This window comes from Bacillus sp. 2D03 (genome assembly GCF_003946765.1).
Taxonomy (GTDB): Bacteria; Bacillota; Bacilli; order Bacillales; family Bacillaceae_G; genus Bacillus_A; species Bacillus_A cereus.
This window is the reverse complement of record NZ_RPSJ01000004.1, coordinates 49130-66988: the sequence shown is the minus strand read 5'-3', so window position 1 is coordinate 66988 and position 17859 is coordinate 49130. Positions and strand designations below refer to the sequence as shown.

The following is a 17859-nucleotide window of genomic DNA, read 5'->3' as shown; positions in this document are numbered from 1 at the left end:
TTGATAAGGAGATTGTTAAAATGAAAAAAAGAGCGATATTGCTTTTGCTTATTATAATAATAATGGGTACAGGCGTTAGTTTCATACATGCTAAAGGGCACAAAAACATATCAAAAGAGGATTTACGATTAAAAGGAAAAACTATTGTAATTGATCCAGGGCATGGTGGAGGAGATAGAGGGACGAAAGGAAAGGAATTAGGAACGATTGAAAAAGAGCTTAATTTAAAAGTAGCACAAAATATAAAGAAAGAATTAGAAGAAAGAACGGATGCAAAAGTTATATTAACACGTGAAAAAGATACGAGCTTACTTCCAGAAACAAAGCAAAAGGAAGAATTACAAGCACGTGTCAAAGTAGCGAAAGACCATGCGGCGGATCTTTATATTAGCATTCATCATGATGCTTTTGAGGATACAAATGTAAAAGGAATAACAACTCATTTTGGATCTAATAAAAGGAAAGATAAAAAGTTAGCTAAGACCGTACAAGAAGCTATTTTTGATCAAAATATAGACAGCCGTGATAGAGGCATTCATGGAAGTGATTTTCTTGTCTTACGAGAAAATCCTTCTCCGGCTATCTTAATTGAATTAGGGTTTACATCTAATGCGAGTGATGAAAAAAGAATGAATTCAGAAGAATTCCAAGCAAAATCGCAACAAGGTATTGTGGATGGCATTATTAATTATTTTACGATGTAATAAAATAGGTAAATAGAAAAATACTATTCTTTCTAAATCTTAATTAGAAAGAATAGTATTTTTTATTTTGGGTGTATATCCAGTTTTCAAATTTAAGAATTAACTTAACCTTATTCTTTAACTGATTTCGACACTATCTGCATTTTATCTTTACCTCTCTCTATTAATCTATTTATTGTAAACACCGGTTGAAACGAATGATTCAGTCGAATAAAGGCTCAGCCTTATAAATAATGAAAATTAATAGGGAAAGGATCGGAAAATCATGAAAGAATCGAAAAGTAAGAAAAAAACAAGTGTAGTAACGAAGGCAATCATATCTTTAGGAGTTGTTTTAGCAACGACCTTTTTCACATTCTTTTTAATTGGGAAATGGAACTCTACCCCAGCGAAGGGAGTAGCTAATGAAAGTATTAAACAAGTTAATACGCAACAACAAGAAAAGAAAAAAGAAACACCACCGGCAAAACAGAAAAGACCTGATGGAAAACCGGTAGGAAAGGTTGTGTATTTAACATTCGATGACGGTCCTAGCGAATTAACTGGAAAATTTTTAGATGTACTAAAAGAGCAAAATGTTGCTTCGACATTTTTTATGCAAGGTAGTAATTTACAAAATACAGGTTTTCAGGAAAACGTAAAACGAGCGGTAAAAGAAGGACATTATATTGGTGCACATAGTATGACACATAATAGTGATAAACTATACAAAAAGGGACAATTTGTACCGGAAATGAAAGAAACGTTAGCTCTTATCCATAATATTACGGGTACAACTCCTAAACTAGTCCGTCCACCATATGGATCTGCACCAGGATTAAAGGGTGAGGAAATTCGTAATCAAATTGTAGAAGCAGCAATAAAAGTTTGGGATTGGACAATAGACTCAAATGATTGGAAATTAAAAGATAATCCAACTCAGATTATCGAAAATGTAAAGAAACAAACAACAGAAGAAGTAGAAGTTGTTTTAATGCATGAAAAGGCGCAAACATTACAAGCACTTCCGGAAATCATTAAATTCTATAAGGAAAATGGATATGAATTTGGTGTTTACAATGATGCAGATCATTTTCGACTAAATTTCCAAAAAGATCAACGTCTATAGTATAAACATAGTTATTTTAAAAGGTGTTTTTATTACTAAATCAATAATTAAGCAAAAGTCGATTTCCTATTTTATAAAGAAATCGACTCTTTCGTTTATGTATTATGTCACAAGAGTTTCCTTATTTTCTCCGGAATGTCCTTTTTAGAAATCTATGCAACAGAGCCTTTATAGTAAGAGTATCTTGTTGGGAATGATCAAAAAAATCTATATTGTAATATAAAAAATCGCTATGATATGAAAGGATACCATACAACAATCCCAATAAATTCTTCTCAATAATTGAAAATAAAATCAATCCGGATTATTATATTGTTATTGTAAATTTATTTTATTGAAGGAGGATACATAGATGAAAAGCTCAAAAGGCTCTATTGAATCAGAGATAAGCAAAGCAATTACTCACTGGGAAAAGGACTACCTAGGACGCGGGTCTATATCCGTTAAGACAGATATATTACGGGATATGATTATCGTAAATTTACAAGGTGTTTTAACGCCGGCTGAATATAGTGTTTGCGAAACAAAAGACGGGATGCTAACGATAAAGAAGAATCGTTCGGAGCTAGTTGAATCTGGAATTGATGATCTGAAAGATATTATACTAGAATTAACTGGAGAGAAAGTGAAAAGCTTTCATACGGATATAAGCTCCCGTACAGGCGAACGAGTAATGATTTTTAAATTGCTTCATAATCTTGAGGAGAAATTTTAAAAATACCTTAAGGTTAGTGGAAGGATTAAGAAACCTACAAGTTTTGCACTTTATTAACAGGCTAATAATTAAAAACTTGAAGTTATTTAGGTATAATAAATCTTAATTCTAATAACTCTTAAAAAACGGATAAAGAAATTGACAAACTGCTTAATATGGTTTATCTTATAATTGTTTTAAAAAATTGATAGATGCTCATTTTAACAGCTTGCTATAATTAAGGCTTTAGCATTTTTTTAATATGTAATATTGACTAAATGAAAAAGTTTCTTAATTAAAAGATAGCGTATAACATAAATTGATATATTGATTGCATAATCTAGGAGATCAGAAATATACATTTCTTTTTAACAGGAGTAATACATACATTATTATCCTCTATAAAATGGGAGCTCTTCAAAAAACTTTATTGAAGTTAGTTGAAGGGAAACCGACAATCTCCATAATTCAATGATGATATAAAATCATTGAATTATGGAAGTTGTCGGTTTTTTTTATGGGAAAAAACGATGCAATAAAAAGAGTGAATGAAAATTGAAATTTAAAAAATCATCTTAATTAAAAGGAATTTTTATAGGTTATTTTCGCTTAGAAGGGAGTATTTAACATGTTAATTTCGCTGAGTTCATCAACACTGTTAACATTATTTTTTATGGCGCTTAGTGCTTCTTGGCTAAGTGGATTATTGTTTTTACATGCAAGGATGCCTTTACGTTTTGTTCATATCCATATTGGTATTGCTGCTTTACCTTCATTGGTTTCTTTACTCGCACTTGTAAATAACAATGGAGATAGAGTTGTGGGGCCTTGGCATCTAGATACTTTAGCTTGGTTAATGGCTTTCTTTGTTCTTACAATTGGCTTAATTATTCAGCGCTTTTCTGTACGTTACTTAATGGGGGATCACTCATATCGAAAATACTTTGCACTTTTTACATTTACTACAGGTGTATCTTCGGTTGCATGGTTAAGTGACGATCTTCGCTTAATGCTCATTTGTTGGGGAGCAACGCTTATAGGATTGGTTCTACTCATAGGGCTAAATAAAGGTTGGAAAGTAGTTAGTGAAGCAACTAAAATCTCTGGCTATTTATTTACAATAAGTTGGAGTGCCTTACTATCAGCTATCATTTGGCTGTTTCAAGTAACTGGACAGTGGCAGTTAACATCAGTTTTAACGAATGAAAATGTAGCGCTACATGGAACATTGGAGAGAACAGGAATTAACTTATTAATTATATTAGCGGTGATGATTCCAGCAGCACAATGGCCTTTTCAAAGATGGTTAATTGAGTCTGCTGTTGCTCCAACTCCTGTTTCTGCTATTATGCATGCGGGTTTAGTAAATGCTGGCGGTATCATGTTAACTAGATTTTCATCTCTTTTTCATGATGATATGGCACAAATAATTTTACTAATTTTCTCTAGTATTTCTGTCTTAATAGGTACAGGAATTAGTTTAGTCCAAGTTGATTATAAACGTCAGCTAGTAGGTTCAACTATTGCACAAATGGGATTTATGCTTATTCAATGTGCATTAGGCGCCTATTTAGCGGCTGTTATTCATTTAATTTTACATGGCTTGTTTAAAGCTACGCTGTTTTTACAAGCTGGTTCTTCCGTACAACGTTTTGGGGCAGTGAAGCAGTCTAATGAAAAGATGTCTAATTTATGGACTATGGTCGGACGTGTTTTCGGATTATTTATAGCGATTGCTTTTTGGCTTACGACTTCTGGAGAAGGGTATCAATTCGTTAGTGCGTTCATCTTAGGTTGGTCATTATACGTTTCATGGAAACAGCTTGTTGTTTTTGGAGAGGGAAGAATGGGACGAATTGTTGGCGTATTTATTTTAGCTGGATTTTCTGTCATTTACTTTACCGTTCATAACTCTCTTTATAAATGGTTGCATACTGACATGTATCAAAATGTTCAACCTTCAGCTCCAGTCGTTATTTTTGTTGTATGTCTCTTATTATTTGGTAGTGTTATTAGTACTCTCGTTACTCGTAATCAATCCTCTACAATATTTGCTGTAATGTATCTTTGGTTCGTTCGAGTAGGTGAGGCGAGACAAAAGTCAGTAGAAAGTCATCCAAGCTATCTGAAACATTATGTATCAAAGGGAGGTAATTCGTGATGAGCATACCGTCAATATTAAAGAAAGATACAAACATTGATATACAAAAAAATAATATAAATGATTTAGTTGCATCTGCTAGCCGAGTAATTGCACCACTTTGGCCGATTGCTACATTTGCAGCTCATCACCCTTGGATGGGACTTGAAAAACAATCATTTGAACAAGTTGCAGATTGGTTAAAAGAAATTCGTAATGTGGATATATATCCTAGTGCTTCTATGATTCATTCGGCAAAGGCGAAAGGTGAGATTGAGGAATCATTTTTACAAAGTTGCTTGTCTCGTTGGCTTGATTCACAATCTTTTCATATCCCGCGAAAGAAAGCGGAGCAGTTTTGCCAAGCAGCTTTAAAATTAGAGAAATTACCTTCTAGTCTATTATCATCGCCAGAATTAAATAAACTGGCAGACGAAATGAGTTATATAAATACAGGGAGTATGAAAGCCTCTGTTATGCAACCAATAAGTTCGCTTATAGAGAATCAAAAGGGTGACAACCTATCTGATATTCTTAATTATCACATCATTAAATGGTGTAAATTATATTTGGATGATTCCGGGTCAAGTTGGACGATGCCAAATCGAGAGAAAGGTTTGTATCGTGCATGGCATCACCTTATTAAATTTGATCCAGCGCTCAGTAAAAATGAGCGTAGCATTTTAAAAGATTGGCCAGAAGATGCCGAGGTAGCTTTAACAAGTGCATTATCTGAACTAGGAATTTCTAAATCTAACATGCAAGCTTATCTTGAAGGGCACTTACTTTCTTTACCTGGGTGGGCAGGAATGATACGATGGCGCTCAAAACAATCAATTCAGGAACAGGGGCTCTTAATAGAATATTTAGCAGTTCGAATTTCTATGGAGCTGGCCATTGTAAAACCTTATTTACCTATAAAAAATCAAAAGGCTGAGAAAAAAGTTGCGATTGTCCCACTTATAGCTTCTTGGATCTACTGGGGGAATATTTCAACAATGGAATGGTCCCAAATGTCTGCAGCTGAACAAAGCCAATTACTAGCATTTGCTTATCGTTTTGATGAAAATATTCGCAGGAAACTTTGGCTGGAAGCTTGGGAACAAACGCATGCAGAGCAATTAAGGGAGAAGATTGCTTCTAAACAATGTGCAACTAATGATAAAAAGCGTGTATTAGCTCAATTAGCATTTTGTATTGATGTACGTTCAGAACCGTTTCGTCGCCACCTTGAAAAATTAGGTCCGTTTGAAACATTTGGAATAGCTGGTTTCTTTGGATTACCAATTGCAACTAGTGAACTAGGTAGTAATAACAACCATCCTTCTTTGCCAGTTATACTCAAACCGAAACATCAAATAAAAGAGCTCACAAATGAAAATGAACTTAAATCTTATGAGCAACGTAAGAGGATAGGTAGTTCGGTGCGTTATACATTTAAAACGATGAAACAGAACGTACTGACAAGTATGGCGCTACCTGAGTTAAGTGGTCCTTTACTTGGTCTACAGATGGTGACAAGAAGCTTTGTCCCAAGAGGAGTTGGTGGTTTCATTCGTAACCTTCGTAAAACTATGTTACAAAAACCTGATACAACATTCTCGCTTAATCATGTTCATGAAACAAAAGGTGAGATACCTATCGGTTTTACGAAAGAAGAAAAAGTGAACTATGTGCGTCAAGCTTTAAAAATGGTGGGACTGACAGAAAAATTTGCTCCTTTAGTTGTAATGTGTGGACACAGTAGTCAAAGTACGAACAATCCTTATGCTGCAGCACTTGAGTGTGGTGCTTGTGGCGGAGCAGCAGGGGGATTCAATGCAAGAGTTTTTGCTACTTTATGTAATCTTCCAGAAGTGAGAGAAGCCTTGTTTGCTGAAGGTATTGAAATTCCTGAGGACACCATTTTTGCAGCAGCTGAACATAAAACAACAGTGGATGAATTGGAATGGATTTACGTCCCAGAACTTTCGAAAACTGCGCAAGAAGCGTTTGATTGTATCGAGACGATTATGCCAAATGTGAGCCAACATGCAAATAGAGAACGTTTAACGCAATTACCTAATTTTAAAACGAAAATAAAAAATCCGAGTATAGAGGCACATCGATTTGCAGAAGATTGGAGTGAAATACGTCCAGAATGGGGATTAGCGCGTAATGCATCTTTTATTATCGGACAGCGTGAATTAACTCAAGATTGTGACTTAGAAGGCAGGGCTTTCCTTCATAATTATGATTGGAAACAGGATGAAAGTGGAGATATATTAGCTAATATTATTGCAGGACCAGGAACAGTTGCGCAGTGGATAAATCTACAATATTACGCATCAACTGTAGCTCCTCATTATTATGGTAGTGGAAATAAAACAACCCAAACCGTAACGGCGGGTCTCGGTGTTATGCAAGGGAATGCTAGTGACCTGTTGCCAGGCTTACCTTGGCAATCTGTTATGCAGTCAGATAGTGAGACGTATCATTCACCACTTCGTTTACTAATTGTCATTCAAGCACCTATTGAATATATAGAACGTTTGTTAAATAATGATTTCACATTTCGAGAAAAAGTTCAAAATGGATGGGTTAGACTTGCAAGTGTTGATCCAGAGGGACGCTGGAAAAACTGGTAACAATTATTATTGTTACTAGCTTAAAAGTTTCATAAATACAATAATGAAGAAGGAGTGCTCCATATGAATTCAAAGAATAAAAAAGTTTTATTATTAACAGACATTGAACACGGAATAGAGCCTAGTATCCAACAAGTAACTAACATTCAACAAGAAAACATGTTGACTATTCACAGCTATGATTCTGTAATTGTACATCCTTATGGAGATATAATGAGATCTATTATTATTGCTATTTATGAAGAAAATGTGGAAGAAATTTTTGTTGTCGGAATAGAGGATAAAGAAACTGATGTAGTTAATCTACAAATTCAACGTGATTCCATAAAAAATAACAGAGAAATAGACTATCTCTTTAAAAATTGCATGCCTGAATTTTCAAGTGGTAGCCTTAATCAATGGCTGAGTGGACAAAAAAATGTTAGTGAAAATATTGAAAAGAGTATAGATATGATTCGTCATCATCCGTTAGTACCTTCTGATATTAAAGTTCATGGTTTCATGATTGATAGAACAGGTGAAAAAGAAACGGTTGTTAAAATTGCTACTAATAAAATAGTTGAAAAAGTTAATTAATCTATGAAAGACAAATAAATTCTTATGTATAAATTGTTGTTGTATAATAAATTTTATTATGTTTTAAGAATCAGAAGAGGTAGCCATGCAAAATAAAATTATCGTTATGTTTCAAAAAGATTTTCGTTTATATGATAACCCAGCTCTATTTGAGGCTGTTCAGTCCGGGGAGGTTCTTCCGGTATATGTACAAGATGAAACTTTTTCAATAGGAAGTGCAGCAAAGTGGTGGTTACACCATGCTATAATAGATGTCCAAAAGCAACTTGAGGCATTGGGCTCTACTTTAATAATCCGCAAAGGAAATACACAAGAAGAAATACTTTCTCTTATAAAACAATTAGATATAACAGCTGTATATTGGAATAGTTGTTATGATCCAGACAGGTTAAAATCTAATCAAAAAATGAAAATGATGTTAGAAGATAAAGGTATTATTTGTAAGGAATTTAATTCGCATTTATTATTAGAACCGTGGATTATAAAAAAGAAGGATAACACTGAATATAAGGTGTTTACGCCTTTTTACAATGCATTTCAAAAGCAGGTAATACCTAAACCTATTAGCAGAGTACAGAGTATAAAGTGGGGAAGCTCTTTACCAGCAAGCTTATCTGTTTCAGAATTACACTTGTTGCCGACTATACCGTGGACATCTCATATGGAAGCAATATGGGAGCCTACAGAGGAAGGGGCATACAAAACATTTAAGAAATTTTTCTCTAGTAAATTAGCCTCTTATAGTGAAGGAAGAGATTTTCCAAATCAAAATGCTCATTCGATGTTGGCACCATATCTTTCATTTGGCCAAATATCAGTGAAGTTAATGTATCACTACTTAATAAATAAAAGTACCGAAAGACAATGTAGTTTTTTTGAAAAACAAGTGATTAGTTTTATACGCCAATTAATTTGGAGAGAGTTTTCTTATTATTTGCTATATCACTATCCGTTTACAGTATATAAACCTCTTAATAAAAACTTTGAACATTTTCCATGGAATAAGGAAGAGGAGTTATTAAGAGTATGGCAGAAGGGTGAAACTGGTTATCCGTTTATTGATGCGGGAATGCGAGAACTATGGCAAACTGGTTTTATGCATAATCGGGCAAGAATGGCTGTAGCCTCTTTTCTTGTAAAGCATTTGTTAATTCCGTGGCAAGAAGGTGCAAAATGGTTTATGGATACACTACTAGATGCTGATATTGCAAATAATACAATGGGATGGCAATGGGTTGCTGGAAGTGGAGCAGATGCATCACCGTACTTTCGTATTTTTAATCCTATCACACAAGGAGAAAAGTTTGATAAAAATGGAGAGTATATAAGAAAATGGGTACCAGAATTAAGAGATATACCGAATAAGTATATACATAAACCTTGGGAAGCACCTGAGCATATTTTACAAAAGGCCAATATTAAGCTTGGTCATACATATCCTTTGCCAGTTGTTGAACATAAGGCAGCACGAGAGAGAGCGCTTTGTGCATATAAAAGTATGAAAGAACTTGTATAAAATAAATGAATCAATATGAATTTCATATGTAAAGATTATAATGTAAAGTATAGGAATGTCCATTTACACATTAAAATTTTATTCATTGAAAGAGCACACGAATCAAATAGAGTTTCTAAAACTTTCTATTAAAAAAGGAGAATGTTTATGAAAAAATCTAGTATTATAGTATTTTTACTAACATATGGCTTGTTTTATGTTTCTAGTATTTTATTTCCTATTGATCGTGCTTGGTATGATGCGTTAGAAAAGCCGTCTTGGACACCTCCTGGTATGACAATCGGCATAGTTTGGGCTGTATTATATGGACTCATTGCATTATCAGTTGCAATTATTTATAACAAATATGGATTTAAGCCAAAAACATTTTGGTTTATATTCCTTTTAAATTATATGTGCAATCAAGCTTTCAGCTATTTTCAATTCAGTCAAAAAAATTTGTTTTTAGCAACAGTAGATTGTTTACTTGTCGCTATTACTACGTTACTTCTCATAGCAGTTTCTTCCAAATTATCTAAAGTATCGACATGGTTGCTAATTCCGTATTTTTTATGGTCTGCATTTGCTACATATTTATCTTGGACAATTTATAGTATAAATTAAAGACGGAACTAAAAACTTGAGCATAATAAAAATGCTCGAGTTTTTATGTGTGTTAATGATAATCCGAAATATGGAATATATACATCTTAGGGAGGTCATCTTTGTGAAGAAATGGATAAAAATTATGCTGTACTCTTTACTAGCTATTTTAATTATAGGAAGTATTACTTTTTTGACTTGGTCTCAGTTTACTTATAAACCGACGAAAGAGGCTTTGTCGTTAGTAGATGATAAAAAAGATGAAGATAATATCGTTTTTGGAGCGAAAGATGCGAAAGTAGGGGTTATTTTTTATCAAGGTGCTAAAGTAGAAGCTGAGGCTTATAGTTATTTAGGAGAAGCTCTTGCAAAAAATGGGCAATTTGTAGTAATGCCTAAGTTACCATTAAATTTAGCGATACTTGGAATAAATGAGGTAGATAGTGTAATTGAAAAGTATCCGGAAGTTCAAAAATGGTATGTTGCAGGGCATTCAATGGGAGGAGCTATGATTTCTAAGTATGCCTTTCAACATGAAGATAAGGTAGACGGGATCATTTTCTTAGGTTCGTATCCTGCAGATGACTTTTCTACGAAATCAATTCCGATGTTATCAATTTATGGAGAAGTAGATGCTTTAGCAACTGTAGAAAAAATAGAGAACAATAAAAAGTTAATGTCGAAAAATACAACTATGCACATGATAAAAGGGGGCAATCATGCTCATTTTGGCATGTATGGTGAGCAAAAAGGTGATAATGCGAGTTTAATTGCGCCAAAAGCACAACGAGATGAAACAGTGAAAGTAATTGAAGAATGGTTGTTAAAACAATGATAATGAATGTAATAAATCTACCGAAAGAATTCTCCAAACGATAGATAGGAGCGATAATAAAGAGCCAACTCGTACGAATTGGCTCTTTTATTTATTTGCTATCTCCAATTGTCCCCTTATTTTCTCTGGAATGTCCTTTTCAGAAATAACGTCGTAAGAATAGACATACTTTCCTTTCACATGAATTTTCAAGTAAGTTTTTCTTCTAAAATCATTAGGCGTGTTCGTTCCAACTTTATATTCTTTTTCATTGCTTAATTCATCAACACCTTTTAGTGAGTACATAGCTCTTCCTTTATGATGATAATCTGGAACACCATATCCTTTCGCAACGGCATATACATTTTTTTCTTCAGCAATCGGATTAAATCTGTCTAAATCTCCGCGTAATATGAAAGGTAGTAAGTATATAGGGAGGCCTATTCCTAGTATGCAAATTACAAATTTCTTCATGATCGTTTCTCCTTTTGTCTATTTACATTTTTGAGTATAGAAAAAAGTTCTTATGAATATAGAGGGAAATTCTTTAAGTTTTTCTTAATAAAGTTTAACTTTGTGAAAAAACTAATTTGAGCATTAAGTTTACGAAATGAATAGCAAAATAACCTGTTTTCTTTATTTTTTGATGGTAGGTTATTAGGTTTTATATTGGTATGAGTGAATTAAGAAATAAGTGAGATTTAGGAAATAGCATGAATTTATCTTACAGTAATAAGAGAATTACCTAAATAAATGATAGTGAGAACAATTAAAGAAAGCATCTAGTGGGGTGCTTTTTTCTTTTGAAACAGAGAATCTCATGGGTAGGTTACATGTAATTTCGTGCTGTGCTTCTAGGTCATTGGAAAATCCAACAATAAAAAAAGAGGGGGAAGGCGTTTTTTATTGAAGTTTGTTAATGATAGATTTTTAACTTGAGAGGGGGATCGTAAAATAGATTATTAATCTCTTTGGTAATTTTTATTTTCCTTATAGTTGGCATATTGTATTAGAAATTTTAAATTTTGAAGGGAGAATCAATAAGTATGGGTAAGAAAAGAAGAATAAGTAATAAGTTATTACTTATCAGTGCAATTTTTACAATAGCAATTCCCTCAGTCTCATATGCGGAGGAAGTAATTTCACCTGAAAAGTTTACGAGTTCTTCAAGTTTGTATAAGGCACGGAATACGGAAATTTTGAAAACAAATTTATATCCTAATACATATAATAATCCATTTAACCACCAATTTATTTCAAAATTAAAGGAAGTAAACACAAATATAAAAAAAATAGACAATAGTGATGATGAAAATCCTATTATATCTACTACTCTTTCATTTATTCGCCATATGAATAGTGAAGATTATAAATCTGCATTTGATTTAACCTCAAGGTCATTACAGAAAATAATATCCGAAGAATGGTTGAAGAGCTATTGGGAGGGACTTCCAGTTCAATTACAAGCAGGTTCTTTTATAGAAATTGGAGAGGTTACACAAAAAGAGACAAATCCTGTTCATACAAATGTGGAGATTCAATTAGTTTTTGAAAAAATGACTGTACCTTTACTAATTAAACTAGATCCATCTGGAAAAATAGACGATTTTCAACTAAGCATGTCGTTTAGTCCTGTTGCTGAGCGTCCATCATATAGTAAGCCTGAATCATTTGTTGATAAAGAAGTAGTAGTTGGAAGTGGTGCATTTCCATTACCAGGAACATTGTCGGTTCCAAAAGGAAAGGGTCCTTTTCCAGCGGTTATTCTTGTTCAAGGATCAGGAGCAACTGATCAGGATGAAACAGCGTTTGCTTTAAAACCATTTCGCGATTTAGCTGAAGGTCTTGCATCGAAGGGAATTGCTGTCCTTCGCTATAATAAACGAACGTATGAACATGGGCTGAAAACACAATTCAGTCCCTTCTATACAGTTGATAAAGAGACAACAGATGATGCTCTTCTTGTAACTCAATTTCTTAAAAATGAGCCTCTAATAAATAAGAATCAAATATATATTCTTGGTCATAGTCAAGGTGGAATGATGCTTCCGAAAATGATTGAAAAAGACCAAAATCAAAATATTGCTGGGGCAATTGTAATGGGTGGGCCAGCTCGTACGATTCAAGACGTTGTTTTAGATCAATTTGAGTATCTTTTTTCTATTGGAGCAATGAACCAGGAGCAATATAAATTCTACAAATCGCAATTTGAAGTATTAAATGATCCAAATTTCTCTGGTCAGAATCCTCCAAAAGATTTTTACTTAGGATCAGCAGTATTTTGGGATTCTATTCGGAAAATTAAAGCAGCAGAAATGTCAAAAGAACAAAAGACACCGCTTCTTATTATTCAAGGGGAAAGAGACTATCAAGTTCAATCAAAAATCGAAATTCCTCTTTGGAAAGAACAATTAAAAGAACGAGATAACGTTGATTACCAGCTATATCCAAAGTTAAATCATTTCTTTACAGAAGGGGATGGAGAAATAAGTAAACCGGATGAATATTATAGTCCTGCTAATATTCCTGAGTATGTTATAAATGATATTGCTGCTTGGGTGCAAGGAAGATCACAATTAAATTAGCAACTATATGTTTTAATAAAGACTTTCTTTCTGTAATCAAACTAGAAACATTAGTAGGTTATATGTTTTTTAGCACTCTTTTAAAAAGAGTGTTTTTTTATTTTCCTTTGATTTAATTAACGAAAAAAATATCTTGTACTCCTTTTGTAACTTTTTAAATAGAAATTTTCTATAAAATAATGGACTTGTCTTCCAAACAAAGCGTTATTTGTAACACTGTTATCAAAGCAAAGTGCTCGTGACATTTCCTTGATATTCAAAAACATTAATAACCTATTATGTGAAGTTTTTTGAAAATTTAGGTTTAACATCTTTAAAATAGGTGTATTACATATTACATAACAACTAAATAAGAAAATAAAAAATCTAAGGGAGGAAAAATACGATGCATAAGAATGAAAGAAAACCGGTGGTTCATGAATATGATAATGAACAGGAAGTAGTTATGAAAATAAAAGAGCTAGAATTGAAAGGGATTCACCAAGATGACATTTACGTCTTAACACATGAAAAACATATAACAAAAAAGATTGCGGATGATACAAACACAAATACGATTGGAGTAAAAGAACAAGGATTGGGCACAAGTATTATCAACTTTTTCTCCAAAAAAGGGGACGAGCTCCGAAATCAAATGGAGGAAATGGGGTTGTCGAAAGAGGAAGCTAACTTATATGAAGAAAAACTAGATCAAGGGAGAATTTTACTTCTAGTAACAGCTGAAACACTAACGGCGAGTGATAGGCAGCCACAAAACTATCATTCTCTCTAATAGATTGCAATATCTAATAAATAGATAAGTTAATTATTTTAGGTTGTAGCATGGAAGAAAATAAAAGTAGAGAAGGGTGAGAAAAATGAAACATACAATATTTAAATATGCTGTGATTGGGATTACGACCGGAGTCATGGTATCTCTGTTAAAAAAAGAAAATCGGAAAGCTATACAAACAAAAGGAAAAAGCGTAAAAGACAAACTACAAGAAGGAAACATAAAGGAAACATTAGAGAAGGTAACCGAGACAAGTAAACAATTCTCTGTAACTGCAGCTAATGTTGCAAAACAAACATTACCACAACTGCTTACAGCCACACCAGTTGTCATTTCTACTATTAAAGATTTAACAGAAAACGAAAATAACAAAAAGAAAAAAGATGAAAAGGATAATGAAATAAATCAAAATAGTAAGGACATAGACGGAGAAAAAACGGAAAATGAAAAGAAATATGTGAAAGAAGGGAAAGAAGAGAGTGCTTAGATTTAATTCTAAAAAGAGAAAGTGAGGAAAAAAGTATGAAATCTCTGTATGCAATTGATGTAGGAATTGGTTTTACTAAGCGGGCATATCGACAGGATGTAGATTCTGAGGTGACGATTAAGAGTGAAGCTGCCACACTAGCTCCTGTACCTAATCATGCTGAAAGTGAAGATTTAACAAAGGTAAGTTTTATAGACTTAGACTTTGCATACTACATGGGAAATGAAGCACATCAATCTGACGCTTCATTTCTTCCTCCATTTGAAGAAGAAATAGAAAATTATTATGAAAGCGAAGAGTTTAAACAACAAATATTTGGTTGCATTGCAAAGGATTATAAAGAAAATGTCGTGTTACCTTTAGTTGTTACCGGGCTTCCAGTCACTTGTTTTGGTAGTCAGCATGAGCAATTACAATGTGCACTAAAAAAAGAAACTTCCGTACAAATTGATGGGAAATTTATTAATATTACGGTTGAAAATGCTTTGATTCTTCAGCAACCGATCGCTTTACATGCCTATTTCTTAAAAGAGGGAATCATTCAGGAACAAGATCGCATCTTAATTATTGATGGTGGATTTCGTACATTAGAAATGACAGATATGAAACAGAATCTCATTTTAAATCATTATGAGACGGAACTAGGATGTAGCAAGCCTTTGAAAAATATTAAGAATATCCTGCAGAATCATGCGGGTGAAAGTAATCAATTGCATATTAATGACATGCCAAAAATATTAGAAAAAGGATATGGAGATAAAGAAGAAAATTATGAGACAAGTCAGGTGGATATTTTAATTCAAAAAGAGTTGGATACACACTTCCAAGACATCATGCGTGTATTACAAGAACAATTTAAGTTAGACCAGTATGATACTATTATTTGGACAGGAGGAATAGTAGATCTCCACAAAAAACAAATTGAAAAAATGCAAGGTGAAATTGTTTCTTTCCGTATGGTAGACGCTTCAAAAGAGGCCGCGCTTCATGGATACTATATTATTGGAAGTCAAGTATTTGAGGACATCACCAATCAATCTGCATATAAATCCAAATTATAATGACGACCGAAATGGAGTTCGTTGAATAGACGTGCCAAATTGTGTGGCTTCTTTTCCAAATATAAATAAGAAAAGATAAAAAGTGCTTGTATAGAGGAAATGTTTAAAATTGAGAATAAAAATAACTAATAAATAGGGGGTCTTCCTTTTAAAAGAATAAGACCTCCTATGCCATTTATTTTGTAATTTAGATGATTTAAAAACTTTTCCTCCAAGATATGGATACCTACATGCAAATTTCATATTACGGATATGATTCGATTAAACATAAAACTATTTAGAAAGGAAGAATAATATGGAATGCATAAAAATGACGAAATGGAGTTGGTATCATGTGAAAACTAGTGAGCTTGAAGAAATTTCTTCTATAATCTCCCGTGATGTAACATCTTATTTCTCTCAATTTGTAAAGAAAATAAGTTCTCCTTGTGAAAATGGATTATATGTTTATACGTTATCACCAAGTCAAACTTGTGTATATGGTTCGTTTTTATATGATCAAGATAAAAAGGACGCCAAAATCCAAAAATTTCTTCATTATTTTGTAGCTCATGGAATACTGATAACGGTTCAAGAAAAAGAGGAAGAGGATTTTCAAAAATTAATACATAATTTCTCTATGGGTATAAAAAATTGTAATAGTTCTGCTGAAGGAATGTGTGCTATCTTATCAATATTTATATCTCACTATTTACGAAAGGTTGACTATTTTGAAAACAATTTCAGAAATGTGTTATGGGATTTTTATCATCATAATAACATAGCAGTTTTAGAAAGAATTTATCATATTCGTCATGAATTATTTATGAACACACATGTGTTTCGCTTAATACAAGAAGTGTTACAAGGCTTGGAGGAAGCTTGGTTAGAAAAACTAACAAACACCCTTTGTTATAAACAAACGCACGTAAAATTAGAGCGTGGATTACAACTCGTTAAAGAGTACCAAGAAGAATTAGACACGATGATTCATTTACAAGAAGTTGTTTCTTCTCATCGTGGGAATGAAATTATGAAAGCTCTTACTGTATTAACTGCTGTAAGTACGCCTTTGACAGCCTTAGGAGCATTATGGGGTATGAATTTTAAATACATGCCTGAACTTGAATGGAAATATAGCTATTTAATCGCTCTCTTATTTATTATTTTCACAACAGGGGGTATGTATATGTATATGCGATTCAAAGGGTGGACAGGTGATTTATTACGAGTAAAGAAAAAGAAATCTTTTTTTAAATCTAATTGATCCTGTTTATAAAAAATATGATAGATATGAACCATAGATATATGGTTAGTAATATTTATTAATAGAGGTAGTGCCATATCCCCATCAAGTTAAAGTTTTGATGTCTCCGCAATAATAAAAAAGGTGAAAATTCATATGAAAGATTAGAGCTCTCCTTCTTGTAGGAGGGCTCTAATCTTTGTTTAAAAACTATATCATATACATGGGCAGACTCAATATGTGAACTTTGTCCGGATTCAATTTAGAATATAAAAAAAGAGAACTTGCGTTAGAATACAAGCTCTCTTTAAAAGAAATAACGTAATTGAGATACTTATATAGTAACAATTTTTTTCTTCTAATTCCATATGTCTTATGTTGAGAAATAAATGATAAGGGGCTTAATAAAACTAAAACGAATTATTGACATAATATTTCGACGATAATATAATAAATCTCGAATTCAAGATAACTTGTAAAGGATTGGTAATTATGAGTGTGATTAATGATGAGAGCTTATCTTTAAAGTTATTTGTTACATTATCAAGGACAGCACAGGCAATTACTAAGTGTATTGAAGAGGATATAAAAAGTTATGGACTTAATCCAACTGAATTTGCAGTGCTTGAGCTACTATATAGTAAAGGCGATCAGCCTATACAAAAAATTGAAGGGAAAATATTACTTGCAAGTAGTAGTATCACGTATGTAGTGGATAAGTTGGAAAAGAAGAGGTTCTTAATACGAAAACCATGTCCAAAAGACCACCGTGTCACGTATGCGTCAATTACTTCAGATGGTATTCAGTTAATGGATAGTATTTTTCCTCAGCATAAAGAGGCGATTCGGCATATATTTGGTGGTTTGGACTATATTGAGAAAAAAATGATAATCGAAAAGTTGAAAAAGTTAGGTTATTATGCACTAGAATTATAAATTTTTAGAAATATATCTCGAATTAGTAATGT

At 32.9% G+C, this 17859-nt stretch carries 16 protein-coding genes and 1 pseudogene; 15 read left to right on the top strand and 2 right to left on the bottom strand.

Annotated features, from left to right (window positions below; all coding sequences use genetic code 11):
- The first annotated feature begins 20 nt into the window (after nt 1-20).
- The 9 genes from EBQ15_RS10870 to EBQ15_RS10830 all read left to right on the top strand — a co-directional run bounded on the left by EBQ15_RS10870 (nt 21) and on the right by EBQ15_RS10830 (nt 10782).
- The gene (locus EBQ15_RS10870) at nt 21-704 is read left to right on the top strand and encodes an N-acetylmuramoyl-L-alanine amidase family protein (RefSeq protein WP_000745356.1); all 684 of its coding nucleotides are present in this window, start codon (nt 21-23) and stop codon (nt 702-704) included.
- 265 nt (nt 705-969) lie between these two features.
- Nucleotides 970-1812, top strand: coding sequence for a polysaccharide deacetylase family protein (locus EBQ15_RS10865; RefSeq protein ID WP_000665062.1), 843 nt, complete (start codon nt 970-972; stop codon nt 1810-1812).
- Between the two features lie 352 nt (nt 1813-2164).
- Nucleotides 2165-2527: a Na-translocating system protein MpsC family protein gene (locus EBQ15_RS10860; RefSeq protein WP_000842546.1), complete on the top strand. Its 363-nt coding sequence runs from the start codon at nt 2165-2167 to the stop codon at nt 2525-2527.
- 607 nt (nt 2528-3134) lie between these two features.
- A complete protein-coding gene (locus tag EBQ15_RS10855; RefSeq protein WP_000908932.1) occupies nt 3135-4667 on the top strand; it encodes an NADH dehydrogenase subunit 5 in 1533 nt (510 codons plus the stop codon).
- On the top strand, nt 4667-7273 hold the full coding sequence (locus EBQ15_RS10850) for a DUF2309 domain-containing protein (RefSeq protein ID WP_000026960.1): 2607 nt from the start codon (nt 4667-4669) through the stop codon (nt 7271-7273). Before EBQ15_RS10855 ends, EBQ15_RS10850 begins: the two co-directional genes overlap by 1 nt.
- Before the next feature lie 63 nt (nt 7274-7336).
- The gene (locus tag EBQ15_RS10845; protein ID WP_001086243.1) at nt 7337-7849 is read left to right on the top strand and encodes a carbonic anhydrase; all 513 of its coding nucleotides are present in this window, start codon (nt 7337-7339) and stop codon (nt 7847-7849) included.
- 85 nt (nt 7850-7934) lie between these two features.
- Nucleotides 7935-9365 carry a cryptochrome/photolyase family protein gene (locus tag EBQ15_RS10840; RefSeq protein WP_001179978.1) on the top strand — a complete coding sequence of 477 codons (1431 nt, stop codon included), beginning with the start codon at nt 7935-7937 and terminating at the stop codon, nt 9363-9365.
- Between the two features lie 147 nt (nt 9366-9512).
- Nucleotides 9513-9968 (top strand): TspO/MBR family protein, encoded by a 456-nt coding sequence (locus EBQ15_RS10835; RefSeq protein WP_000749728.1) that lies wholly within the window; start codon nt 9513-9515, stop codon nt 9966-9968.
- Nucleotides 9969-10071: 103 nt separating this feature from the next.
- Nucleotides 10072-10782: an alpha/beta hydrolase gene (locus EBQ15_RS10830; RefSeq protein WP_000758815.1), complete on the top strand. Its 711-nt coding sequence runs from the start codon at nt 10072-10074 to the stop codon at nt 10780-10782.
- Between the two features lie 87 nt (nt 10783-10869).
- Here EBQ15_RS10830 and EBQ15_RS10825 read toward each other — a convergent pair whose 3' ends face one another.
- Nucleotides 10870-11235, bottom strand: a complete 366-nt coding sequence (locus EBQ15_RS10825; protein WP_000714888.1) for a YxeA family protein — start codon at nt 11233-11235, stop codon at nt 10870-10872.
- Between the two features lie 572 nt (nt 11236-11807).
- Here EBQ15_RS10825 and EBQ15_RS10820 point away from each other — a divergent pair.
- Entirely contained in the window at nt 11808-13346 is a 1539-nt protein-coding gene (locus EBQ15_RS10820; RefSeq protein WP_000516848.1) for an alpha/beta hydrolase, read from the top strand.
- A gap of 112 nt (nt 13347-13458) precedes the next feature.
- Here EBQ15_RS10820 and EBQ15_RS31590 read toward each other — a convergent pair.
- Nucleotides 13459-13612, bottom strand: a pseudogene (locus EBQ15_RS31590) (acyl dehydratase).
- A gap of 119 nt (nt 13613-13731) precedes the next feature.
- On the opposite strand from EBQ15_RS31590, the gene EBQ15_RS10810 reads away from it, so the two are divergent.
- From EBQ15_RS10810 to EBQ15_RS10790, 5 genes are all read left to right on the top strand, one after another.
- Nucleotides 13732-14118, top strand: coding sequence for a YflT domain-containing protein (locus EBQ15_RS10810; RefSeq protein ID WP_000549421.1), 387 nt, complete (start codon nt 13732-13734; stop codon nt 14116-14118).
- An 85-nt stretch (nt 14119-14203) separates the two neighbouring features.
- The gene (locus tag EBQ15_RS10805) at nt 14204-14605 is read left to right on the top strand and encodes a hypothetical protein (RefSeq protein ID WP_000683227.1); all 402 of its coding nucleotides are present in this window, start codon (nt 14204-14206) and stop codon (nt 14603-14605) included.
- Nucleotides 14606-14640: 35 nt separating this feature from the next.
- Nucleotides 14641-15666 (top strand): ParM/StbA family protein, encoded by a 1026-nt coding sequence (locus EBQ15_RS10800; protein ID WP_000839456.1) that lies wholly within the window; start codon nt 14641-14643, stop codon nt 15664-15666.
- 295 nt (nt 15667-15961) lie between these two features.
- Nucleotides 15962-16912, top strand: coding sequence for a magnesium transporter CorA family protein (locus EBQ15_RS10795; protein WP_000388918.1), 951 nt, complete (start codon nt 15962-15964; stop codon nt 16910-16912).
- A 471-nt stretch (nt 16913-17383) separates the two neighbouring features.
- Complete coding sequence (locus EBQ15_RS10790) at nt 17384-17827, top strand: MarR family winged helix-turn-helix transcriptional regulator (RefSeq protein WP_000111434.1); 444 nt, start codon at nt 17384-17386, stop codon at nt 17825-17827.
- Nucleotides 17828-17859 lie beyond the last annotated feature (32 nt).